Genomic DNA, 22,524 nt, shown 5'->3' with positions numbered 1-22,524 from the left:
CTGCGCGATAAGCCCCGCGCCCGAGCCGCCTCGGGAGAACCCACCGTGTCGCACCCACCTGCCCCCGCGCCCGTCGCGCCTCCGGTTCTCCGCCGGACCTGCGCGGTGCTGACCGTCGCCACCGTGACGGCAGCCGGACTCGCCCTCGTCCCCTCCGCAGCGTCCGCTGCCGTCTCGCCGGACTCGCCCGTCGTCATCTCGGAGGTGTACGGCGGCGGCGGCAACAGCGGCGCCGCCTTCAACCGCGACTTCGTCGAACTGGCCAACACCGGCGACGAGACGGTCGACCTGAGCGGCTACAGCGTGCAGTACGCCTCCGCGACCGGCGCTTCGTGGCAGGTGACGAAGATCGGCGACGTCGATCTTCCCGCCGGCGCGAACCTCCTGATCGGTCAGGCTCCCGGCAGCAACACCTCGCTTCCCGGCTTCGACGCCGACATCGAGGGCTCGATCGCGATGAGCGGCAGCGGCGCCAAGGTCGCCCTGGTCTCGAGCGAGACGGCACTCACCGGCAGCACCGGCATCGCGACCCTCGACCAGGTCGTCGACCTCGTCGGCTGGGGGTCGACTGCCACGGCCTTCGCCGGATCCGCGCCTGCGCCCGGAACCTCGAACGCGACCAGCGTCTCGCGCGACGACGACGCCACCAACACCGCCGACAACGCGGCGGACTTCGCGGCCGTTGCCCCCACGCCTACCGGGCTCGGCGCCGGCACCGACCCGGAGCCCGAGCCCGAGCCCGAGCCGCAGAGCGCGACGATCGCCGAGATCCAGGGCACGACGGATGCCTCCCCCCTGGTCGGCCGCACCGTCACCACGACCGGTGTCGTCACCGCCCACTACCCCTCGGGCGGGTACAACGGCTACGTCATCCAGACGGCCGGGACCGGCGGCGAGCTCGACCTCGCCACGCACACGGCCTCCGACGCCGTCTTCGTCTACGCGCCCGGAGCGACCGGCGAGGTCGCCCTCGGCGACACCGTGACAGTCACCGGTGCCGTGTCGGAGTTCAACGGGCTCACCGAGATCACCGTCAAGGCCGGAGGCGCGAAGGTCATCGCCGACGCCGAGGCGCCGACGCCCGCCACGATCGCCTGGCCGACCACGGCCGCTCAGCGCGAGTCGCTCGAGTCGATGCTGATCGCCCCGCAGGGCGAATTCACGGTCAGCGACACGTACAGCACCAACCGTTTCGGCGAGGTGGGTCTCGCCGCCGGCTCCGAGCCGCTCCGTCAGCCAACGGACGCCGCCCGTCCCGGAAGCGACGCCGCAGCCGCGGTCGCCGCGGACAACGCCGCGCGCGGTGTGCGCCTCGACGACGGAGCCGGACTCGACTACACGTCGGCCGCCAACCAGGCGCTGACGCCCGCGTACGTCTCCCTCACCGAGCCCATCACGGTCGGCGCGGGGGTCACGTTCACGGCACCGCTCATCGTCGACTACCGCAACGACTCGTGGAAGCTGAACCCGACCCAGCCGCTCGTCGGCGACGGCACGGGCACCGACGAGGTCGTCTTCGAGAACGTCCGCACCGACGCTCCTGCCGAGGTCGGCGGGGACCTCTCGATCGCATCGTTCAACGTCCTCAACTACTTCACGACCCTCGGGACCGACACCGCGAGCTGCGAGGCGTACACCGACCGATTCGGCGACGGGGTGACCGTCCGAGACGGCTGCGCCCAGCGGGGTGCATGGGATGCCGACGACCTCGCGCGTCAGCAGGCCAAGCTCGTCGAGGCGATCACCTCGGTGGACGCCGGCGTCGTCGGTCTCATGGAGATCGAGAACTCGGCGGCCCTCGGCGAGGAGGCCGACGAAGCGACGTCGACCCTCGTCGCCGCGCTCAACGCGAAGGCCGGCGCCGGCACGTGGGCGTTCGTGCCCTCGTCGACGGACCTGCCCCCGGCATCCGAGCAGGACGTCATCACGAACGCGATCATCTACCAGCCCGCTCTCGTCTCCCCCGTCGGCGCGTCGCGCGCCCTCGGCGACCAGAGCGCCGACGGCGAGGCCTTCGGTAACGCGCGCGAACCCATCGCCCAGGTGTTCGAGCCCGCAGCGGGCGGCGACCCGTTCCTATTCGTCGTGAACCACTTCAAGTCGAAGGGCTCCGCCGGTCCCTGGCCGGGCGACGCCGACACCGGCGACGGCCAGGGGTCGTCGAACGAGTCGCGCGTGCGTCAGGCGACCGCCCTCCGCGACTGGGTCGCGACGATCCAGGGCGACGTGGACGCGGTCGCCCTCGCGGGAGACTTCAACTCCTACAGCCAGGAGGACCCGCTGAAGGTCCTGTACGACGCCGGTTACGCGGACGCCGAGCAGGCCTTCGACGTCGACTCGTCGTCGTACAGCTTCTCAGGGCTGACGGGATCGCTCGACCACATCCTCCTGAACGAGGCGGCTCTCGCCCGCTCGACGGATGCGGACATCTGGAACATCAACTCGGGCGAATCGATCGCGCTGGAGTACAGCCGGTTCCGCACGCACGGCACGGAGTTCTACTCCGCCGACCCCTTCCGCTCGAGCGACCACGACCCCGTGATCGTCGGGATGAACGCGAAGGCCGCTCCCGTCCAGCTGACCCTCCTCGGCATCAACGACTTCCACGGACGCATCGACGGCAACACCGTCGCGTTCGCGGGAACCGTCGAAGAGCTGCGGAAGGCGGCATCCGGCCCGACCCTGTTCCTGTCCGCGGGTGACAACATCGGGGCGTCGCTGTTCGCGTCGTCGGTCGCGAAGGACCAGCCGACCATCGACGTCCTCAACGCGATGGGTCTGCAGGCGAGCGCGGTCGGCAACCACGAGTTCGACCGCGGGTTCGACGACCTTGCGGGCCGCGTGTCCGACGCGTTCGACGCGCCGCAGCTCGGCGCCAACGTCTACAAGAAGGGCACGACGACCCCGGCGCTCGACGAGTACACGCTGATCGAAGCCGGCGGTCTCACGGTCGGTGTCGTCGGCGCTGTCACCGAGGAGACGCCGACGCTCGTCACGCCGACCGGCATCGAGTCCGTCGACTTCGGCGACCCGGTCGAGGCAGTCAACCGCGTCGCCGCTCAGCTGAGCGACGGCGACGAGTCCAACGGCGAAGCCGACGTCATCGTCGCGATGTACCACGAGGGGGCCGGCGCGGGCACGCCCGACGGTGCCACCCTCGATGAGGAGGTCGCCGCCGGCGGTGCCTTCGGTGCGATCATCACCGAGACGTCCGCAGAGGTCGACGCGATCTTCACCGGCCACACGCACAAGGAGTACGCGTGGTCGGCGCCGATCCCCGGCACGGACCGCACCCGACCGGTCGTCCAGACCGGCTCGTACGGCGCCAAGATCGGCGAGATCACGCTGACCGTGGATGCCGCCACGGGCGATGTCTCCGCACACACCGAGCGCAACGTGGCACGGACCGCGACACCCGCCGCGGACCTCGTCGCCGCCTATCCCCGCGTCGCTGAGGTCGACCGCATCACGAAGGCGGCCCTCGCCAACGCCGCGGCCGTCGGCAACACCGAGGTCGGTCAGGTCGCCGGCGACATCACGACCGCCTACAGCGGCGGATCGTACGTCGACGGCGTCTACACCGGGGGCTCGCGCGACAACCGCGCCGCCGAGTCGACGCTCGGCAACACCGTCGCGAACATGCTGCGGGACAGCCTCGCCGACCTGCCGAACGGCGCCGTGATCGGCGTGACGAACCCGGGCGGCCTTCGCGCCGACCTGTTCGACACGCAGGCGGAGTTCGGGGCGGGCGCCGTGCCGGGTCTCGCGGACGGGTCGATCTCGTTCAGCCAGGCCAACGCGGTCCTCCCGTTCAACAACACGCTGGCGCTCGTCACCCTCACGGGCGAGGAGTTCACGCAGATGCTCGAGCAGCAGTGGCAGCGGGATGCCGCAGGCAACGTTCCGCAGCGGCCGTACCTGCAGCTCGGCCTGTCCGACAACGTGTCGTACACCTACGACCCGGCGCTGCCCGAGGGCGAACGCATCACGTCGGTGACGGTCGACGGGAAGGCGATCGATCCGGCCGGCACGTACCGCATCGGCACGTTCTCGTTCCTGGCGGCCGGCGGTGACAACTTCCGTGCCTTCACGGAGGGTGACGACTACGTCGACACGGGACTCCTCGACTATGAGGCCTGGGTGGACTACCTCGCCGAGGGCTCCCCCGTCGCCCCGTCGTTCGCCAAGCACGGCGTGCAGGTGTCGGGTGTTCCCGAGACCGTCGCCGCAGGCGACACGGTGACCTTCGAGGTGGCGGGCATGGACCTGACCAGCAAGGGCGCTCCCGCCAACACCGGGGTGACCGTGAGCCTGGGTGACCAGGTGCTCGGCACCGCGCCGGTGACCGGCGGGGCGGCATCCGTCAGCGTCACGCTCCCGGCAGGGACCCCTGCCGGGGCGGCGCAGCTGACGGTGACGGCAGCGCCCAGCGGCACCGTCGTTCGAGTTCCGCTGACGGTGGAGCAGGCGGCGGAGCCTGCGGCGACGACGCGCACGTCGCTCATCGCCCTCCCGCCGGTGCACATCAACCGCCTGCTGCCGGCGACGCTCCTCGCGATCGTGACGCAGGACGAGGGCCGTGCAGAGGGCGTCGTGGAGTTCCGCGAGGGCGACAAACTGATCGCGACGGCAGAGGTACGCGGCGGGTTCGCCTCGACCACGCTCGGTCGACTGTCCCGCGGCGTGCATTCGTACACCGCGACCTTCGTCCCGAAGGACCCGGCGGTCTCGGAGGGGTCGGTCAGCAACCGGTCGTCGGTGCTCGTCCTGTTCTGATCCGGGCGCATCGAGAACGGGGGCGGATCTTCGGATCCGCCCCCGTTCCGCGTTCCTGCAGGCGCCGGTTCGTAGGCTGGAGGCATGACGCCTCAGGTCGTGTTCGTCCACGGCATCCGGACCTCCGCGACGATGTGGCGCGCGCAGGTCGAGCATCTGAAGACAGCCGGCATCGGCGCGAACGCCGTCGATCTGCCCGGACACGGTACCCGCATGAGCGAGACGTTCACGTTGGACGGCGCGTTCGAGACGATCGACGCCGCGGTGACGGATGCCGCGGCCCACGGCCCCGTGCTCCTGGTCGCCCACTCGATGGGCGGGCTCGTGTCCATCGAGTACATGGGCCGCGAGGACCGGCCGCCCGTCGAGGCGTTCATCGCGGCCGGGTGCACGTCGATTCCGCGCGGTGCGGGGTTGAGGATCTACCGGACGCTCGCGCGCGGCTTCGACCGCCTTCCCGGGCGCGGCCAGCGGCTGACCGATATGGTCCTGGATCGCACGCTGCCACCCGAGACCCGCGCCGACTTCGGCGCGGGCGGGTACGCGTACGACACCCAGGACATCGCCCTGCGCAGCCTGTCCGTGCTCGACCTCGTGGCGGCTCTGAAACGGATCTCGGTGCCGATGTGGTTCGTCAACGGGCGGTGGGACCAGCTGCGCCTGAACGAACGGCTCTTCACCGCGCTGAAGCCCGAAGCCGAGCTCATCGTGGTGCCCCGGACATCCCATCTGGTCACCGCCATGCGCCCCCGGGTGTTCAACGCCGTGATCGACCTCGCCCTCGCGACGATGGCGCAGGAGCGTTCGACTTCGGGATGAGCCTCCCACCTGATAGAATCGGTTTTTGGCTTGCGTGTGGGTTCCTCCCTCACACGACCGCTGTGCGACAGCCCTCTTCTGTTGCCGGCACATCCACCCGTAACTCCGAACGAAAGATACGTCGAACGTGGCGAACATCAAGTCGCAGATCAAGCGCAACAAGACCAACGAGAAGGCCCGCGAGCGGAACAAGGCCGTCAAGAGCGAGCTGCGGACCGTCGTCCGTCAGACCCGCGCGGCCATCACCGCCGGCGACAAGGCCGCTGCCGAGAAGGCTCTGGTGAAGGCGACCAAGAAGCTCGACAAGGCCGTCAGCAAGGGCGTCATCCACGAGAACCAGGCGGCCAACCGCAAGTCCTCGATCGCGAAGCAGGTCGCTGCTCTCTGAGCCGCGAACACCTCGCTACGACGAAGGCCCGTCCCTCAAGGGATGGGCCTTCGTCGTTTCCGCGTGCGTCAGGCGCCGTACGGCGCGCGCGTGGCGACGACCGTGACGAGACGCTCGACCGCGAAGACGGCGTCGCGGGATGCGCCTTTGACCTCGGCATCCGCTCGCGCGGCAGCCTGGATCGCGATGCCGAGCGAGGACTCCGTCCAGCCGGCGAGATCGCGACGGGCACGGTCGACCTGCCAGTCCTTCATGCCGATGCGGGCGGCGAGGGCACCGGAGGGTTCGCGTGTGCCGGCGACGCGGGCCATGGTGCGGAGCTTCGAGGCGATCGCGGCGACCATCGGCACGGGGTCCGCGCCCGAGGCGAGGGCGTGGCGAAGTGTCACGAGCGCGTCGCCGTAGCGGCCGGCGATCGCGGTGTCGGCGACGGCGAACGCGGTCGTCTCGACGCGGCCGCCGTAGTAGCGGGTGACGACCTGCTCGGTGATGTCGCCCTCGACGTCCGAGATGAGCTGCTGGCAGGCTGCCGCGAGCTCGGTGAGGTCGTCGGCGAAGGCCGAGACGAGGGCGCGGAGCGCGGGAGGGGCGATACGGCGTTTGGCGGCTTGGAACTCCCCCGCCGCGAAGTCGAACCGGTCGGAGTCGCGCTTGACCGCAGGGCACGCGATCTCGATGCCACCGCCGGTACCCGAGCGGATCGTGTCGAGCAGCTTCTTGCCGCGGACGCTGGCACCGGTGTGGCGCAGCACGATGGTCGCACCGTCCTGCGGGGCTTCGAGATAGCGGATGGCCTCGGTGAGGAACGCGTCGGAGCACTTCTCGACGCCCGATACGCGCACCAGGCGCGGCTCGCCGAAGAGGGACGGTGAGGAGACCGCGAAGAGCGTGCCCGGCGCGTAGTCGTCGGCACGGATATCGGTGACTTCGAGGCTCGGATCCTCGGCGCGCAGGTACTCGCGGATGCCGGCGGTCGCCCGCTCGGCGCAGATCTCTTCGGGCCCTGAGACGAGGACGACGGGCGCGGGCTGCGGCGCGCGCCAGGAGACCTGAGGTATCGCCGACTTGGTCGCTTTCGCGGCGGGACGACGGGGGCTCGGCATGATGTCCAGCCTACCGACGGCTACCGACGGTCCGCCGTCGTGGCGACGCGGAGTCGGGACAGCGCCCACACTGCGGCGGCAGCCGCGAGGAGCATCGCGAGGAGACCGAGGCTCGTGAGGACCAGCGCTCCGAACCCGCGGCTGGGCAGCAGGAACCCGTAAGGCACCCAGCCGTCGGTCTGGCCGCGCACGAGAACGACGACCAGCCAGAGAAGCGGGTAGGGCAGCACGAGCCACAGACTCCGCCACGGCAGGCTCGGGTGGTCTCGGACGAACGCCCAGTCGAGGACGGTGTATAGCGGGAGCGCGATGTGCAGGACGGCGCTCACCCACGGCGGGGCGGAACCGGTGCCGGGAACGAACCCGTTGTAGACGACGCCCACGACGATGAGGCAGGCCACCGCGACCCCACGTGCCAGGGTCAGCCATGCGGGAACGATCCGATCGAGGAGGAGAAGGATCCCGGTCGCCCCGAGCACGATCGCGCTCCCCAGCGCGGTCTGGTTCGTGAAGTAGCCGAAGAAATCGAACGGATTGACGCTCCCCCGCTGCACGGAACGGGCGTAGGTCCACCCCAGGACGACGAGGACGCCGACGGCCACGCCGACGCGCACGCCGCCGATCGCGACGACCGAACGCGGAATGCGGGAGGGCGGCATCCGGTCAGCCTACGAGAGTCAGCCGCCCTCCTCACGGGAGCGCCACAGCCGGATCCCGTCCCCGTCGCGCCAGAGGACGACGTCACCCGACGTGTCGGTGCGGGCGATGACCGCGTGCTCCTCTCGGAGGAGGTCGAGGATCTCGTCCCGCGGGTGGCCGTAGGTGTTCTCGCCGACCGTCACGAGGGCGACGGCCGCATCCAGTCCCTCGTACAGGCTGTGGTCCTGATCGGCGCTGCCGTGGTGCGCGACCTTGACGACCGCGTAGGTGCGGTCGATCGCACGAGAAGCCACCAGCGAGCGCTGCGACTGCGCCGACAGGTCGCCGAGGAAGATCGCGTCGGGGACGCGGCATCCGGTGATGTCGATCACGACGCTCGCGTCGTTCCCGTACGGATAGACCGGGTCGCGCGGCTTCGGCCACAGGGAGCGCCAGCGGCACTCCCCCAGCATGCCGCTCTGACCTGCGGAGACCTCCTGCGCTTGCGCACCAGACTGCGTGAAGCCGGCGACCATCGCGGCCGCCTCGGCGTCGGGAACGGGACCGTGCAGCACGACGTCGGCACGACCGACCAGAGCCTCGGCGCCGCCGCGGTGGTCCATGTCGAAGTGGGTGAACACAAGGACGTCGACGCGGTCGACCGCGAATCGGTCAAGGCACGCGGCGAGGGGCGCTGGCTCCGGCCCTGTGTCGATCAGCATGATCGCGCTGCCGGAGCGGACGAGGACGGCGTCGCCCTGTCCCACCTCGCATGCAGCGATGGCCCAGTCGTCCGGTGCCCGCGTCCGGTCGATGAGGGTCCGGAACGGGCCGGCGCTCACCACGACGACGATGATCACGACGAGCGCCCACCCCGCCCACCGCTGCAACCGGTGCCGGCGTGCGGCGATCACGATGCCGATCGCGGCCCCTGTCGCTGCGAGGGCGATGAGCCCCGGCATCCCTTCCACCCATCCGCTGGATGCCCCGGGCAGCCGCGCGGACAGGTCCGCCGTTCCCGCGATCCAGGCGGCCGGCAGCCACGCGATCGCCGCCAGCCCCTGCGCGAGTACCGGGAACGGCAGCGCGAGGCAGGCGAGAAGGCCGAGGACGGTTGCGGCGGGCGCGGCGGGACCCGCGAGCAGGTTCGCGAGCACGCCGACGAGGGGCACGGTCGGCTCGATCAGCACGAGCAGCGGTCCGCAGGCGAGCTGCGCCGCCAGCGGGACGGACAGGGCGAGCGCCAGCGGTGCGGGCATCCACCGCGACATCCCGTCGGCGAGCGGTCCGGCGAACAGCAGCAGCGACCCGGTCGCCACGGCGGACAGTGCGAAGCCGAGGGATGCCGCGAGCCACGGATCGAGCACGAGCAGCACGCACACCGACGCGGACAGGATCGACATCCCTGCGCCGATCCGCCCCAGCAGGACGCCCAGCATGGCGATCGCCGCCATCACGCCCGCTCGGACGACGCTGGGTTCGGGCGAGACAAGCACGATGAATGCGACGAGCGTCGCCAGTCCCGCCGTGACGCGGATGCCGCGCCGCGCCCCGCAGAGGGCAGCGAAGCCGAATGCGATCCCGACGACGAGCGCGCAGTTCGCCCCCGAGACGGCTGTCAGATGCGACAGCGACGATGCCTTCATCTGCTGGTCGAGATCCTCGGTGACCGCGGATGTGTCGCCGACCGCGAGGCCTGGAACGAGCCCTGCACCGGGGTCGGGGAGACCGTCGACCGCGTTCACCAGGCCCGTCCGCAGCTGGGCCGCCGCGGCGAGCGGGCCCGTCGGCGGACGGGCGAGCTCGAGCGACGACGCCTCGACGACGAGGACTTCCCGGTCCTCGGCATCCGCCCGGAACGCGGTCCCCGTCACGACCGCACGTGCACCCAGGTCGAGCCTGGCGGCTCGCTCCTGTACCCGGACGAGGACGGGAGCCGAGACGGGAGCCGTGTCGGGGCCGATCGTGACGGACCGGGTGATCGCATCGAAGTGGAACCCGGTCGCGGACCGTTCGACCTTGCCGACGACATCGACCTCGAACGCGGCGCTCCGACCCCCGGTGATGTGCAGACCTGCGACGGCCTCTCGGGCGGGCTGGGCGAGTGCGACATGGGATGCCGCGCCCCCCGCGACGGCGAAGGCCACCGCGATCAGCGCCGCCGTCGTCGGCCGAGTCGCTCGCGCGGCGGCCGCCAGCGCGAAGACGGCAGCCACCCACAGCGCAGCGGCGAGGGCAGTCGCCTTCTCAGGGAAGACGATCGCGGCGCCCGCGCCCGCCCAGGCCGTGAGCGCGACCGGCAGCAACCGCAGGTCGCGGCGTCGCGCGGTCCGAATGCTCACACCGTCACCAGGTCGCGGAGCGACGCGAGCATCTTCTCGCCGATCCCCGGCACGGCCATCAGATCGTCGACGCTGCTGAACCGGCCGTTCTCCTCGCGCCAATCGAGGATCCGCTGTGCGATGGAGGGTCCGACGCGGGGCAGCGTGTCGAGGGCAGCGAGATCGGCGGTGTTCAGGTTCACGCGCCCGTCACCTTCCGGCACCGCAGGGGCACCGGCATCCGTCCCCCCTTCGCCCTCGGCAGGGATCAGGAGCTGCTCACCGTCGCTCACCGGACGCGCCAGGTTCACGCCGTCACGGGATGCCTTCTCCGAGAAGCCACCGGCGGCGGCTACCGCATCCACCACGCGCGCACCCTGGTCGAGACGATACAGACCGGGCTCGCGCACCTGACCCGAGACGTGGACGTACACCGACGCCGGCGCTGCCGTCTCGGAGACGACGCCCGGCACCGTCTCGACAGCGGACTCCGCGCCCGTCCGGATGATCCCGATCGCGATCGTCACCGCGGCGACGACGACCACGAGGACGATGGCGGCACCGATCCCCAGCCGACGTCGAGACGTCGGCACCGCCTGCGCACCCATGGCACGATCCTCGCGGCGCCGCACCGCCCCCTCATCGGACGGCGAGGGGGCGGTGGACGAACCGGGATCAGATGGCGGCGGTGGAGAAGACGCTCACGCGACGGTGAAGCTGACGACCTTCGGCGCGCGCACGACGGCGCGCGTGATCTCCTTGTCGCCGATCGCCCGACGCACCTTCTCGTCCGCGAGCGCGAGCTTCTCGAGCTCGTCGCCCGAGATCTTCGCCGGGACGGTGAGCGTGCCGCGCACCTTGCCGTTGACCTGCACGACCGCGGTCACCGACTCCTCCACGAGGAGCGTCGGGTCGGCCTGACGCCACGGCACCACGCCGACGAACGGCTCGTAGCCGAGGATCTCCCACATCTCCTCCGCGGTGTGCGGTGCGAAGAGGTCCAGGATCATCGCGACGGCCTCAGCGGCCTCGCGGACGGCGGGGTCGGCGGCGCCGGCTCCCGAGTCGATCGCCTTGCGCGTCGCGTTGACGAGCTCCATGAGGCGCGCGACGACGACGTTGAACTTCGACTGCTCGACGAGGCCGACGACGTCCGCCCAGAGACGGTGGGTGACGCGCCGGAGCGACGTGTCGCCGTCCGCCCACACCACGTCCTTCGAGCTTGCGACATCCGTCGCCACGCGCATCGCGCGGGCGAGGAATTTCTGGGCGCCGGTGGTCGACACGTCCTCCCAGTTGATGTCGTCCTCGACGGGTCCGGCGAACGCGATGGCGACACGGACGGCATCCGCGCCCGGGTCGTCCATGCTCGACGCGAACTCGACGAGGTTGCCCTTCGACTTCGACATCTTCGAACCGTCGAGCAGCACCATGCCCTGGTTGATCAGGCTCGTGAACGGCTCGGTGAAGTCGACGAGGCCCATGTCGAAGAGGACCTTCGTGATGAACCGGGCGTACAGCAGGTGGAGGATCGCGTGCTCGACGCCGCCGATGTACGAGTCGACCGGCGCCCACTTGGATGCCTCGGCGCTCGGGAACGGCTCCGTCGCCCCGTTCGGGGCCAGGAAGCGCAGGAAGTACCACGAGCTGTCGACGAAGGTGTCCATCGTGTCCGCGTCGCGAAGAGCGGGCTCACCGGTCTCGGGATCGACCGTAGACATCCACTCCGTGGCGCCGCCCAGCGGCGAGGTGCCCTTGGGCTTCAGGTCGAGGCCCTTGGCGTCGGGCAGGATGACGGGCAGCTGCTCGTCGGGGACGGGGACGATGCGCCCGTCCTCAGTGTGGATCATCGGGATCGGGGTGCCCCAGAAGCGCTGACGCGAGATCAGCCAATCGCGGAGGCGGTAGGTCTTCGCGGCGCGGCCGGTCCCCGCCGAGGTGAGCTCCTCGATGGCACGAGCGATCGCGTTCCGCTTCGACAGCCCGTTCAGCGACCCGGAGTTGATGAGGCGTCCATCGCCCGTCAGCGCGGTGCCGGTGCGGGCGGGGTCGATCGACTCGAGGTCGTCGCCGATCGGCACACCGTCCTCGTCGACCTCGATGACCGGGATCGCGCCGGTGACCGGAGCCGTCGTGTCGACGACGACCTTCACGGGCAGGTCGAACGCGCGGGCGAAATCGAGGTCGCGCTGGTCGTGCGCGGGGACGGCCATGACGGCACCGTGCCCGTAGTCGGCGAGGACGTAGTCCGCCGCCCAGATCGGCAGACGCTCGCCGTTGATCGGGTTGACCGCGAAGCGGTCGAGGAAGACACCCGTCTTGGGGCGGTCGGCGGTCTGACGCTCGATCTCGCTCGTCTTCTGCACCGTGTCGAGGTAACCGCGGAAGCGCTGCTGGACCTCGGGCGAGGCGCCCTCGGCCAGTTCGGCGGCGAGGTCGGAGTCCGGCGCGACGACCATGAAGGTCGCGCCGTGCAGAGTGTCGGGGCGGGTGGAGAAGACGGTGATCTTCTCGGCGCGCCCCTCGATCTCGAAGTCGATGTCGGCGCCGATCGAGCGGCCGATCCAGTTGCGCTGCATCTGCAGCACCTTGTGCGGCCAGAACCCCTCGAGCTGGTTCAGGTCATCGAGCAGGCGGTCGGCGTACTCGGTGATCTTGAAGTACCACTGCGTCAGCTTCTTCTTGATGACCTCGAAGCCGCACCGCTCGCAGTGTCCGTCGACGACCTGCTCGTTCGCGAGCACGGTCTGGTCGTTGGGGCACCAGTTGACGGCGCTCTGCTTGCGGTAGGCGAGCCCGCGCTCGAAGAGGCGCTGGAACAGCCACTGGTTCCAGCGGTAGTACTCGGGGTCGCTCGTGTGGAGCACGCGGCTCCAGTCGTACGACGACCCGAACGCGCGGAAGCTGACCTTGTGCTGGTCGATGTTGTTGTAGGTCCACTCGCGCGGGTCGGACCCGGCGCCGCCCTTGATCGCGGCGTTCTCGGCTGGCAGGCCGAAGGAGTCCCAGCCGATCGGGTTCAGCACGTTGTAGCCGCGGTGACGCCAGAACCGAGCGACGGCGTCGACGTAGGCGTAGTTCTCGGCGTGACCCATGTGCAGGTCGCCCGAGGGGTACGGGAACATGCCAAGCACGTACTTGCGCGGTCGCGTGTCCTCGTCGCCGCCGGCCTTGAACGGGTCGGACTCCGCCCACCGGGCCTGCCACTTCGCCTGGATGGCGCGGGAGTCGAAGCCGGTCTGCTCGGGAGCCGATGCGTCGGAGGAGGTGCTGGAGGACACGGTGAACCAATCGTGCAAAGTCGGGAGGGCGCGCGAAAGCGCCTTTTCAGCCTAGCGGACCGGGACTTTCACCATCCCGGCGGCAGCTCGGCTCCGAGCGCCCGGAGCGGCGCCCGGGCCTTGATCCCGACCTCCGCGACCTCGTCGGCCGCCACCGAGCCCCACGTGATGCCTCCGCCGGCGCCGACGTACGCTCCGCCCGGGTGCGTCACGATCGACCGGATCACCATCGCGAGGTCGAGGCCCCCATCGGAACCGATCCACCCGAAGCATCCCGCGAAGACGCCGCGCGGCGCGCCCTCCAGCCGGTGGAGGATCTGCATCGCCGACAGCTTCGGTGCGCCCGTCATGCTGCCGGCCGGGAAGGCGGAATCCCACAGGTCGCCGACCGTCGTCCCCGGCCGCAACCGCCCCGCTACCGTGCTCACCAGCTGGTGCACCGCGGGGTAGGACTCGACCTCGAGCAACCGCTCCGCCGCGACCGTCCCGGGCTCGCACACCCGCTGCAGGTCGTTGCGCATGAGGTCGACGATCATGACATTCTCGGCCTGCTCCTTCTCGCTCCCCCGCAGTTCTGCGGCGAGAGCGGCATCCTCCGCGGGGTCGGCGGAGCGCGGCCGTGTCCCCTTGATGGGGCGCGTACGGACGATTCCCTCCGAGACCGACAGGAATTGCTCGGGCGACGCGCTCAGAAGCGCCCACCCGCCGCTGCGTATGAGACCGCCGTGATGCGCCGGCGTCGCGGTACGCAGACGCAGGTAGGTGTCGACCGGGTCGACGGATGCCGCTGCCTCGAACCGCGTCGTCAGACACAGCTGGTACGCACGCCCCTCTCGGATCTCGTTGCGGCACTGCTCGATGAGGGCCGCATACCCATCGGGATCGTGGCGGGCGCGGACTCCGACCGGGGCCGGGTCCGCAGGCCGCGGAGCCCCTCCGGTCGACATCGCCCGCGCCACGGAGACGGACAGGCCGTCGAGGGCGTCCTCCGCCCCGTAAGCGATCAGGCGGCCCGCGGCGTGATCGAACCCCAGCATCCGATCGACACGGAGCCAGACCTCCGCGGGTCCCGCGTCGTCCGCGGCAGGCGCCCCGGCGCGACGCGCGGCCGCGTCGTACCCCGACCAGCCGACCCAGCCGCCGCGGAACGGTCCCGCAGCGGCATCCGTCGCACCATCGAGGCCCACATCGCGCGGAGGGGGCGACGGGATGCCGGTGCCCACCCAGCTCCATCCGCGGGAAGCGCCGGGGCCGGCATCGAGCCAGAACGCGTCGGCAGCGTCACCGATGACCGCGGTGAAGGCGACCGCCGGATCGAGCCACCCGTGAAGGACGCGTGAGGCGAGGTCGCTGGACACTCCCTCAGGGTAGACGGCGGATAATCTGAGGTCGTGAACGAGATCCTCGACTGGCTGCTCGGCACCGTCCAGGCGGTGGATCCCGTTGTGCGCGTCATCGTCGCCGGCATCGCGATGATGCTCGAGACGAGCGTCCTCGTCGGACTCGTCGTCCCCGGTGACTCGATCGTCATCGTCGCCGGCACCGCCGTCGACAATCTGGCCGAGGGAACCTGGCTCGTCCTCGCCGTCCTCGTCGGCGCCCTCGTCGGCGAGAGCATCGGATTCGCTCTGGGCAGATGGCTGGGTCCCCGCATCCGGTTCTCCCGCGCGGGCCGGCTGATCGGCGAACGCAATTGGGTGCGCGCGGAGCTCTACCTGCGCCGGCGAGGTGGGCCGGCCATCTTCCTGTCGCGTTTCCTCCCCGTGCTCCATTCCCTCGTGCCCCTGACCGTCGGAATGAGCGGGTTCGCCTACCGCCGGTTCCTCGCGTGGACCGTGCCCGCCTGCACGGTCTGGTCGGTTGCGTACGTCTCCGTCGCCGCTGCGGCGGCGGAGGGCTACCGTGAACTCTCCGACAGCCTTCACTACGCCGGTTACCTGTTCGTCGGGATCATCGCCGCCTTCCTCGTGCTCGTTTACATCGCCAAGCGCGTCATCAGCGCGCGGGAGGCTCGCCACCTCGAACTCGACGATGCGATGGAGGGTCGCGCCGACGACGTGAAAGACTGAACCGATGGCTTCCTCCTCTGCGCCCGACACGAAAGTGCTGTGGCTGGCGCGCCTCGAGTACCGGTTCCACTCCTGGCGTGAGAACCGTGCTCGCGCGAGGGGAAGGCGTCCCACCGTCGCCGCGTTCCCCGGATACGGCAGCACCGAGTGGGTGCGCGTGCTCGGTCGAGTGCTGATCCCGCCGAAGGCGAAGCGCCGCGAGCGGGGCGACTACGCCGGCGTGCGGGGTTGGCGCAGCTTCGCCGCCGTGCCGATCGCCCACGCCACGGTCTCCGTGGTCATCGACGGGGTGAGTCATGAGGTCACGGCCGACCGCGGCGGCGTCATCGACGCGGTCCTGCCCGCCAGCCTCTCCGCGGGCTGGCAGACGATCACGATGAGCGTCGAAGAGGCAGATCCCGTCGACGCCCGCGTCTTCATCGTGGGAGACGACATCCGGTTCGGCGTCATCTCGGACGTCGACGACACCGTGATGGTCACCGCGCTCCCCCGGCCCTTCGTCGCAGCGTGGAACTCCTTCGTCCTCAATGAGCACGCCCGCCAGCCGGTCCCCGGAATGGCCGTTCTGCTCGAGCGGCTCGCGCGCGAGAACCCCGGATCGCCCATCCTGTATCTCTCGACCGGAGCATGGAACGTCGCGCCGACCCTCGTGCGATTCCAGCGCCGGCATCTGTTCCCTCTCGGCGCGATGCTCCTGACGGACTGGGGCCCGACGCACGACCGGTGGTTCCGCAGCGGCAAGGAGCACAAGAAGGAGAACCTGCGCCGCCTGGCCGACGAGTTCCCCCACATCGACTGGCTGCTCATCGGCGACGACGGACAGCACGACGACGAGATCTACACGCAGTTCACGATCGAGCATCCCGAGCAGGTCGCTGCCGTAGCCATCCGGCGACTGACACCGGCCGAGGCGGTCCTCGCCGGTGGCCGGACCGCGGTGGACGATCACAGCGCGGCCGGCGTGCCGTGGGTGACCGGAGACGACGGCGCGGAGCTGCTCGAGCGTCTGACCGACGTCGACATCGTCCGCGATGTCCCCACCTCCTCCTAGGCTGACACCCATGTGCGGTCGCTTCGTCGTTGCCAACGTCGCCTCGGAACTCGTCGGTGTGCTGCGCGTCGACGTCGAGAGCGATGACCTTCCCACTCCGTCGTACAACATCGCCCCGACGTCGCAGGTCGGGATCGTTCTCGACTCGGCCAAGACCGACCCGCCCACACGGCGTCTGGAGCCCGCACGCTGGGGCCTTGTCCCCTCGTGGGCGAAGGACGTGAAGGTCGGCGCTCGGGCGTTCAACGCGCGTTCGGAGGAGCTCGAGGACAAGCCGATGTTCCGGCAAGCGCTCATCAAGCGCCGCGCCATCGTCCCTGCCACCGGGTACTACGAGTGGCAGACGACCGACGAGGGCAAGACGCCGTACTTCATCCATCCCGCCGACGGGTCGCCTCTTTTGTTCGCAGGGCTCTACGAGTGGTGGAAGGACCCCGCCAAAGCCGAGGACGATCCCACCAAATGGGTGCTGTCGTTCACGATCATCACGCGCGACGCCGTCGCGCCGCTCGGGTCGATCCACGATCGGATGCCGCTGTTCCTCGACGCCGACTTCGCGGACGCCTGGCTCGACACCGAGGTCGACAACGTCGGGGACCTCCTGGACGCCGCCGTCGACGCGGCCCCCCAGGTCGTCACCGGGCTCACCGACCACGTCGTCTCGAGCGCCGTGGGCAACGTCCGCAACGACTCCCCCGAGCTGATCCAGCCCGTCTGATCCGCACCCGCATGCCCACCCTGACGAGCGCCGTCCTCGCACGGTCCGAATGGACCGAACGGATGCAGGCGCACGCCGAGCGGGCCGAGGCCCTCACCGCCGGCCGTCGCCACCGCGCGGCCCGGGGCGAGACGCACCCGGTCGACGACTTCCTCTACACGTACTACTCCTACAAGCCGGCCGTCCTCCGCCGCTGGCACCCGGGGCGTGATGTGGGATTGGCGGATGCCGCCGACTCACCGCATGCCGCCTGGCGCTGGTACCGGGTGGTCGGCGACGACGTCACCGCCGACACCGAGGCGTTCCTCACCGAGAAGGCTCCGCTCGTCCGCGCGATCCGCGGCATCCTTTCGAGCACTCTCGGGAGGACCGGATCCTACGGCTGCTTCGGTCTGCACGAGTGGGCGATGGTCTACCGGGACGGCGAGACGCGGCATCCCGTGCCGTTACGGCTCGGTGCGGACGGAACGGATGCCGTCGTCGAGGCGCACGATCTGCGGTGCACGCACATCGACGCGTTCCGCTTCTTCACGCCTGAAGCCACGCCGCTCAACCGCTTCGCGCCGACGCGTGAGACTCAGGCGCTGACAGAGCAGCCGGGCTGCCTTCATGCCGGCATGGACCTGTACAAATGGGCAGTGAAGCTCGGCCCGCTCGTCCCCGGGGAACTGCTTCTGGATGCGTTCGTGCTGGCCCGCGACATCCGAGAACTGGACATGCGTGCCTCGCCGTACGATCTCAGCGATTGGGGCTACTCCGCCGTGCCCATCGAGACGCCGACGGGCAAGGCCCAGTACGTGGCCGCGCAGCGCGCCTTCACCGAGCGTGCCCAACCGATCCGCGTACGGCTGCTTCATCTGCTGGAACCGGCCGAAACCAGCTGACTCCGTCAAGACCCTCGACGCGACGTTCGAGGTCCGAGAAGCTCGAAGAGTCGAGAGGACACCCATGAGCAACGATTACACGCCCGACCTCGAGCGACTCGTCGGCGGAGAGCAGGACGGCCTGCCTCCTGCGCCCGCCGGTGCCGCTGACCGACCTGACGAGCCGTCTCCCGAGGAGCGGTTCGTCGCACCCGACGCCGGTGATCTCGACGTCGAAGCCGCCGAGGCGGACGCGGAGGCTTCCGATCCCCCCGAATGAGCCGGGGTCGCGAGCTCTCGATGCCGGGGACGTCGCTCTTCTCACGTTCGCCACGTGGATCTGCTTCGTCCTGGTCACCGCCGTGGTCATATTCGTCGGATCGACAGCGACCGTCGAGAGCGCAAGAGGGCTGCTGGCGTTCGTCGTGCTGGGCGCGGCGGCGATCTCGTTCGCTTTGGTGTGGCTCGGTGCGCCGATCGCGTGGCTCGTCGGCCGCTGGATGCGTAACGTGCCCGGAGTCCTCCCGCACGTGACGGTGTTCTGGCTACTGGGCGCCGTGGCGTCCGGGATCGCTCTGCTACTCCTTTCGTCGGTGACGGGTGCGGCGCAGGGTGCCGATCAAGCCGGCCCTGTCCTCGCTGCAGCGGCCGTGTGCGGTGTCTGCAGCGCCGTCGGACGGACCTCCGTGTTCGTGTCGGAGCGGCGTCACGCGCGGAGGCGCCGGCGCCGCGAACTCCACACGGCTTCTAGCTGAGCGCATCGCTCTCGACGAGTCAGACGTCGACAAGCGCTCCATCGTCGAGACCCGCCTCCCGCGGTTCCGACACGATGAGAACCGCGACCACCCCGGCGAGGATGACGGCCGTCAGTGCCACGGGCACCGGGATCAGCGGGTCGATGAGAACGAGGATCGCCCCCGAGGGGATGACGACGTTCACGACGCGCCCGGAGTGCGGCCAAATCGCCAGCAGCCACACGACCCCGACGAAGATCGCGATCGGTACCGTGTAGGTGAACGATGCCCAGGGCGACGCCAACGCGCTGTGCCCTGTCAACACGTCGATCTCGACTTCCATGCCGGCCGAGAAGGCGCCCGCCGCAGCGAACACGAAGTAGTGACCGTAACCGTACAGCAGCGGACGTCGCAGCCGGTCGATCGCGAGGTGGTGAGGCGGCCAGAAGTAGGTCCACCACAGCGCGGCGGTCACGGCGAGGGTGAGGACCGCGATCCCGATGAGAGGAGTCAGGGACTCCGCATCCTGCACGGCGCGGATCACGGCGTTCGCGGACGCGAGCAGACTCTCCCCGAGCAGGATGAGCGTGACGACCGGCACCGCCAGCTCTGCGAGAATCAGCCCCACGATGACGAGCCGGAAGGCGCCGACCGGCAGCGGCAGTGCCGCGACCCAGAGGACCTGCACGACGGTGATCCCGACGGCGTAGGTCACCGTCGCCGCTCGAGCCGGCCCTGCTCCGCGGGACGCACGTACCCACTGCGCCACCATGGCGAGCCGCATGACGACGTACCCGGCGGTCACGATGCGGAAGTCGCCTCCGCGAACGCTGAGTGCACTCCTGCCGCGAGCACCAGGACGCCGCCCATCTGGACGATGGTGAGGAGACGGTAGAACCAGTCGTCCGTATCGAATGCGGTGGCGAACCAGGTGAAGTCCATCCACGCCCACCAGATGCTGAAGAACACAGCGGCATAGCTCAGGACGCCGTCGACGACGTGCCCGTCGGTCAGGGCGTGATGCAGCTCGACCGCGGAGATGCTGACGGCCACGACGAAGACGAGTCGAAGAACAGCTCCAGCGACGACGCCGCACGGCCCGGTTCGTGTGGATCACGCGGGGTCATGGGGACGAGGCGCAGAGCCGTCCGGCCTGTGCCGCGCTCGGTGTGCATGCGCCGAGCGTACGGCAGCGACACGCACGACGGCAGAAACACAAAAACCCCGGCGAACCGGGGTATTTGGTGGACCTGAGGGGACTCGAACCCCTGACCCCCTGCATGCCATGCAGGTGCGCTACCAGCTGCGCCACAGGCCCTTGGTCGCCGCTCGCGGCAACTCATCCAGCTTACTACACGCGGAGGAGTGCTCTGAACACGAGGCGACGATGTCACTCGCTCGGGGTGGGCTCCGCGATCGTCACGGGGATGATCGGGCAGTCCTTCCACAGGCGCTCGAGCCCGTAGAACACGCGCTCCTCCTCGTGGAAGACGTGGACGACGAGGTCGCCGAAGTCGAGGAGGACCCAGCGCGACTCGTCGCGTCCCTCACGGCGCAGACGCTTCTGGCCTGCGTCGAGCATCTTGTCCTCGACCTCGTCGGCGATGGCGGCGACGTTGCGCTCACTGTTACCGGTGACGAGGAGGAAGGCATCGATCAGCGGAAGGGGGCCCGACACATCGAAGGCGACGAAGTCCGTGCCGCCCTTGCTGTCTGCGGCGGCCGCGGCCACCTGGACGAGTTCGTGCGTGTGCTCTGCAGCAACCATCAGAAGTTTCCGTTCACAAGGGTGAGGATGAGCACCGTCGCGAGGGCCAGTCCGAGGGCACCGGCGCAGATCGCGAGGGTCATGATGAGACGGCTGCCCTTTTCGGGCGCCGGAGGGCGGATGATCTCATCCGCACTCTTAATGGTACTGATCGCCGACGACGCGGCGATCGGCGTGGGTGAGGATGCCGGGGGCAGCTCGCCGTCGATGAGGGCGGCGTCCGCATCCTTGCCATCAGAGTTCCCCGGCCCGACTCCCGTGGAGCCGAAGCTCTCGGGAAGTGCGTAGCTGCCGGTGATGATCAGCTCACCGGTTCCGAGAATGGGTACCGACAACGAGCCGGTCTCGGGCGTCTGAGACAGGATGAGGGCATTCGGCGCCGAGGCGGAACCGCTCCCCCCTCGGGTCAGGAGCTGGTCGAACGATGGCGGAAGCTCGACCGGGGCCGCCCCTTCCTCGAGCAGCTGCGCTCCGAGCTCCGGGGCGATGACGGGCGTCCGCTCCGCATCATCCGCGGCTTCCTCCGCGTCAGCCTGTTCGTCCTCGACGACAGGCTCGTCCTCCACGACAGGCTCGTCCTCGACGACAGGCTCATCCTCGACGACAGGCTCATCCTCGACGACAGGCTCATCCTCGACGACAGGCTCATCCTCGACGACAGGCTCATCCTCGACGACAGGCTCATCCTCGACGACAGGCTCATCCTCGACGACAGGCTCATCCTCGACGACAGGCTCATCCTCGACGACAGGCTCGGACGACTCGACTTCGCCCACATCGGTGTGAGACTCGTCGGACTCCGACGGCTCGGCATCCGTCGTCGCGACCTCGCCCGTCTCGGGCTCCGAGGGGAGGACGTCCACGGCGCCGGTTCGCATCTTCGCGAGGTACCGCGCCTGGCGGCGGCTGACAGGGTGCGCATCCGGGTCGAGCTCGGCATCGTCCGCGAGAGCAACGGGGGTCCGCTCAGGCGCGACCTCGACCTCCTGCTCCACTGCAGCGGCAGCAGCTTCTTCCGCTGCGGCGTCCGAGGCGTCGGCATCCGCCTGGGCCTCTTCGGGGGTGATGATGGGCGTGGATGCCGTGTTGCGCAGTTCGCGCAGCTGGCGCCGTGTGAGCGGCGGAGTGCCCGGCTGGTCTGGTGTACTCATGCCTTGCTCCGATACAGGTGATGCTTCGCAATGTATTGGACGACGCCGTCGGGGACGAGGTACCAGACGGGGTGTCCGCGGCGCACGCGAGCGCGGCAGTCGGTGGAGGAGATCGACAGAGCCGGGATCTCGAGCTTGCTCACGTCGTCGGACGGGAGCCCTTCGACGTTCAGGGTGTGCCCCGGACGGGACACCGCGACGAAGTGCGCCAGGTCCCACAGCTCCGCGACGTCGCGCCAACCGAGGATCTGCGCGATGGCGTCCGCTCCGGTGATGAAGAAGAGGTCGGCATCCGGCCGCTGCTTCTTCAGGTCCCGCAAGGTGTCGATCGTGTACGTCTTGCCGGTCCGGTCGACGTCCACGCGACTGACGGTGAACATCGGGTTGGATGCCGTCGCGATGACGGTCATCAGATACCGGTGCTCGGCGGACGAGACGCCCGACTTCTGCCACGGCTCACCGGTGGGGACGAAGATGACCTCGTCCAGCCCGAACGACTGCGCGACCTCGCTGGCCGCCACGAGGTGCCCGTGATGGATCGGGTCGAACGTGCCGCCCATCACACCGATGCGCGGTGCGCGCGTGGTTGCCATCGACACGGCCTCAGTGGTGGCCGTGGCCCGCCTGCTGCACGGGGTTCTTCGCGGCGTACGCCTCGGCCTTGTGTGCGTGGCGGTTGGCCACGTTGCGGTACGACAGGGTCACGAGTCCGAGGAGCAGGAACAGCACGAACGCGACGATGCCGTACCCGAAGGTCGTGGCCATGACGTTGCCACCGTGGTGCTCGGTCTCGGCTGCGGCGCGGACGATGGTCGTCGCGAAGTTCATTCGGGCTCCGTTCGA

General features: G+C 69.7%; 21 protein-coding genes and 1 tRNA gene. 9 read left to right on the top strand and 13 right to left on the bottom strand.

Going from position 1 to position 22,524, the window contains the following annotated elements:
• Nucleotides 1-45: 45 nt before the first annotated feature.
• The 3 genes from BLP38_RS03900 (at nt 46) to rpsT (ending at nt 5,983) form a co-directional block, all read left to right on the top strand.
• Nucleotides 46-4,776 carry an ExeM/NucH family extracellular endonuclease gene (locus BLP38_RS03900; protein WP_091353187.1) on the top strand — a complete coding sequence of 1,577 codons (4,731 nt, stop codon included), beginning with the start codon at nt 46-48 and terminating at the stop codon, nt 4,774-4,776.
• A gap of 84 nt (nt 4,777-4,860) precedes the next feature.
• Nucleotides 4,861-5,595 (top strand): alpha/beta fold hydrolase, encoded by a 735-nt coding sequence (locus BLP38_RS03895; RefSeq protein ID WP_091353184.1) that lies wholly within the window; start codon nt 4,861-4,863, stop codon nt 5,593-5,595.
• A gap of 127 nt (nt 5,596-5,722) precedes the next feature.
• On the top strand, nt 5,723-5,983 hold the full coding sequence (rpsT, locus tag BLP38_RS03890; protein WP_018186614.1) for a 30S ribosomal protein S20: 261 nt from the start codon (nt 5,723-5,725) through the stop codon (nt 5,981-5,983).
• Between the two features lie 68 nt (nt 5,984-6,051).
• Here the strand turns inward: rpsT and holA are convergent, their stop codons facing one another.
• The 6 genes from holA to BLP38_RS03860 form a co-directional block, all read right to left on the bottom strand.
• Nucleotides 6,052-7,086: a DNA polymerase III subunit delta gene (gene holA / locus BLP38_RS03885; RefSeq protein WP_091353180.1), complete on the bottom strand. Its 1,035-nt coding sequence runs from the start codon at nt 7,084-7,086 to the stop codon at nt 6,052-6,054.
• Nucleotides 7,087-7,106: 20 nt separating this feature from the next.
• On the bottom strand, nt 7,107-7,745 hold the full coding sequence (locus BLP38_RS03880; RefSeq protein WP_172824651.1) for a Pr6Pr family membrane protein: 639 nt from the start codon (nt 7,743-7,745) through the stop codon (nt 7,107-7,109).
• Nucleotides 7,746-7,763: 18 nt separating this feature from the next.
• On the bottom strand, nt 7,764-10,067 hold the full coding sequence (locus tag BLP38_RS03875; RefSeq protein ID WP_091353177.1) for a ComEC/Rec2 family competence protein: 2,304 nt from the start codon (nt 10,065-10,067) through the stop codon (nt 7,764-7,766).
• Nucleotides 10,064-10,654 (bottom strand): ComEA family DNA-binding protein, encoded by a 591-nt coding sequence (locus BLP38_RS03870; protein ID WP_091353174.1) that lies wholly within the window; start codon nt 10,652-10,654, stop codon nt 10,064-10,066. The genes BLP38_RS03875 and BLP38_RS03870 overlap by 4 nt, the downstream gene beginning before the upstream one ends.
• Before the next feature lie 93 nt (nt 10,655-10,747).
• The gene (gene leuS / locus BLP38_RS03865; RefSeq protein WP_091353171.1) at nt 10,748-13,327 is read right to left on the bottom strand and encodes a leucine--tRNA ligase; all 2,580 of its coding nucleotides are present in this window, start codon (nt 13,325-13,327) and stop codon (nt 10,748-10,750) included.
• A 68-nt stretch (nt 13,328-13,395) separates the two neighbouring features.
• Nucleotides 13,396-14,685: an anthranilate synthase component I family protein gene (locus tag BLP38_RS03860; RefSeq protein ID WP_091353167.1), complete on the bottom strand. Its 1,290-nt coding sequence runs from the start codon at nt 14,683-14,685 to the stop codon at nt 13,396-13,398.
• A 33-nt stretch (nt 14,686-14,718) separates the two neighbouring features.
• Here BLP38_RS03860 and BLP38_RS03855 point away from each other — a divergent pair, with 33 nt between their 5' ends.
• From BLP38_RS03855 to BLP38_RS03830, 6 genes are all read left to right on the top strand, one after another.
• Nucleotides 14,719-15,396, top strand: a complete 678-nt coding sequence (locus BLP38_RS03855; RefSeq protein ID WP_091353161.1) for a DedA family protein — start codon at nt 14,719-14,721, stop codon at nt 15,394-15,396.
• A gap of 4 nt (nt 15,397-15,400) precedes the next feature.
• A complete protein-coding gene (locus BLP38_RS03850) occupies nt 15,401-16,447 on the top strand; it encodes an App1 family protein (RefSeq protein ID WP_091353159.1) in 1,047 nt (348 codons plus the stop codon).
• 10 nt (nt 16,448-16,457) lie between these two features.
• Nucleotides 16,458-17,165: an SOS response-associated peptidase gene (locus tag BLP38_RS03845; RefSeq protein WP_091353156.1), complete on the top strand. Its 708-nt coding sequence runs from the start codon at nt 16,458-16,460 to the stop codon at nt 17,163-17,165.
• Nucleotides 17,166-17,176: 11 nt separating this feature from the next.
• Nucleotides 17,177-18,049, top strand: a complete 873-nt coding sequence (locus BLP38_RS03840; RefSeq protein WP_091353151.1) for a 3-methyladenine DNA glycosylase — start codon at nt 17,177-17,179, stop codon at nt 18,047-18,049.
• 64 nt (nt 18,050-18,113) lie between these two features.
• Nucleotides 18,114-18,308 (top strand): hypothetical protein, encoded by a 195-nt coding sequence (locus BLP38_RS03835; RefSeq protein ID WP_091353148.1) that lies wholly within the window; start codon nt 18,114-18,116, stop codon nt 18,306-18,308.
• A gap of 82 nt (nt 18,309-18,390) precedes the next feature.
• A complete protein-coding gene (locus tag BLP38_RS03830; RefSeq protein WP_091353144.1) occupies nt 18,391-18,783 on the top strand; it encodes a hypothetical protein in 393 nt (130 codons plus the stop codon).
• A gap of 19 nt (nt 18,784-18,802) precedes the next feature.
• Here BLP38_RS03830 and BLP38_RS03825 read toward each other — a convergent pair whose 3' ends face one another.
• The 7 genes from BLP38_RS03825 to BLP38_RS03800 all read right to left on the bottom strand — a co-directional run bounded on the left by BLP38_RS03825 (nt 18,803) and on the right by BLP38_RS03800 (nt 22,509).
• Nucleotides 18,803-19,567 carry a low temperature requirement protein A gene (locus BLP38_RS03825; protein WP_269457023.1) on the bottom strand — a complete coding sequence of 255 codons (765 nt, stop codon included), beginning with the start codon at nt 19,565-19,567 and terminating at the stop codon, nt 18,803-18,805.
• Nucleotides 19,564-19,815, bottom strand: coding sequence for a low temperature requirement protein A (locus BLP38_RS14420; RefSeq protein ID WP_269457022.1), 252 nt, complete (start codon nt 19,813-19,815; stop codon nt 19,564-19,566). Before BLP38_RS14420 ends, BLP38_RS03825 begins: the two co-directional genes overlap by 4 nt.
• A 189-nt stretch (nt 19,816-20,004) precedes the next feature.
• Nucleotides 20,005-20,080 (bottom strand) — tRNA-Ala (locus tag BLP38_RS03820).
• 72 nt (nt 20,081-20,152) lie between these two features.
• Nucleotides 20,153-20,530, bottom strand: coding sequence for a ribosome silencing factor (rsfS, locus tag BLP38_RS03815; RefSeq protein ID WP_091353140.1), 378 nt, complete (start codon nt 20,528-20,530; stop codon nt 20,153-20,155).
• Nucleotides 20,530-21,681, bottom strand: coding sequence for a hypothetical protein (locus BLP38_RS03810; RefSeq protein ID WP_091353136.1), 1,152 nt, complete (start codon nt 21,679-21,681; stop codon nt 20,530-20,532). The genes rsfS and BLP38_RS03810 overlap by 1 nt, the downstream gene beginning before the upstream one ends.
• Complete coding sequence (nadD, locus tag BLP38_RS03805; protein ID WP_091359502.1) at nt 21,678-22,274, bottom strand: nicotinate-nucleotide adenylyltransferase; 597 nt, start codon at nt 22,272-22,274, stop codon at nt 21,678-21,680. Before nadD ends, BLP38_RS03810 begins: the two co-directional genes overlap by 4 nt.
• Before the next feature lie 10 nt (nt 22,275-22,284).
• Complete coding sequence (locus BLP38_RS03800) at nt 22,285-22,509, bottom strand: hypothetical protein (RefSeq protein WP_091353133.1); 225 nt, start codon at nt 22,507-22,509, stop codon at nt 22,285-22,287.
• Nucleotides 22,510-22,524 lie beyond the last annotated feature (15 nt).

Origin of the sequence: Microbacterium sp. LKL04 (assembly GCF_900102005.1) — a bacterium.
Lineage (GTDB): Bacteria > Actinomycetota > Actinomycetes > Actinomycetales > Microbacteriaceae > Microbacterium.
The sequence above is the reverse complement of the archived record's forward strand: the minus strand, read 5'-3'. Positions and strand labels throughout refer to the sequence as shown.

What these genes read in the sequence shown, in the direction of transcription:
- BLP38_RS03895 (WP_091353184.1), top strand. Translation starts at nt 4,861, where the DNA reads ATGACGCCTCAGGTCGTGTTCGTCCACGGCATCCGGACCTCCGCGACG.
- BLP38_RS03845 (WP_091353156.1), top strand. Translation starts at nt 16,458, where the DNA reads ATGTGCGGTCGCTTCGTCGTTGCCAACGTCGCCTCGGAACTCGTCGGT.
- BLP38_RS03870 (WP_091353174.1), bottom strand. Translation starts at nt 10,654, where the DNA reads ATGGGTGCGCAGGCGGTGCCGACGTCTCGACGTCGGCTGGGGATCGGT.
- BLP38_RS03835 (WP_091353148.1), top strand. Translation starts at nt 18,114, where the DNA reads ATGAGCAACGATTACACGCCCGACCTCGAGCGACTCGTCGGCGGAGAG.
- holA (WP_091353180.1), bottom strand. Translation starts at nt 7,086, where the DNA reads ATGCCGAGCCCCCGTCGTCCCGCCGCGAAAGCGACCAAGTCGGCGATA.
- BLP38_RS03840 (WP_091353151.1), top strand. Translation starts at nt 17,177, where the DNA reads ATGCCCACCCTGACGAGCGCCGTCCTCGCACGGTCCGAATGGACCGAA.
- rsfS (WP_091353140.1), bottom strand. Translation starts at nt 20,530, where the DNA reads ATGGTTGCTGCAGAGCACACGCACGAACTCGTCCAGGTGGCCGCGGCC.
- BLP38_RS03810 (WP_091353136.1), bottom strand. Translation starts at nt 21,681, where the DNA reads ATGAGTACACCAGACCAGCCGGGCACTCCGCCGCTCACACGGCGCCAG.
- BLP38_RS03800 (WP_091353133.1), bottom strand. Translation starts at nt 22,509, where the DNA reads ATGAACTTCGCGACGACCATCGTCCGCGCCGCAGCCGAGACCGAGCAC.
- BLP38_RS03850 (WP_091353159.1), top strand. Translation starts at nt 15,401, where the DNA reads ATGGCTTCCTCCTCTGCGCCCGACACGAAAGTGCTGTGGCTGGCGCGC.
- BLP38_RS03880 (WP_172824651.1), bottom strand. Translation starts at nt 7,745, where the DNA reads ATGCCGCCCTCCCGCATTCCGCGTTCGGTCGTCGCGATCGGCGGCGTG.
- nadD (WP_091359502.1), bottom strand. Translation starts at nt 22,274, where the DNA reads ATGGCAACCACGCGCGCACCGCGCATCGGTGTGATGGGCGGCACGTTC.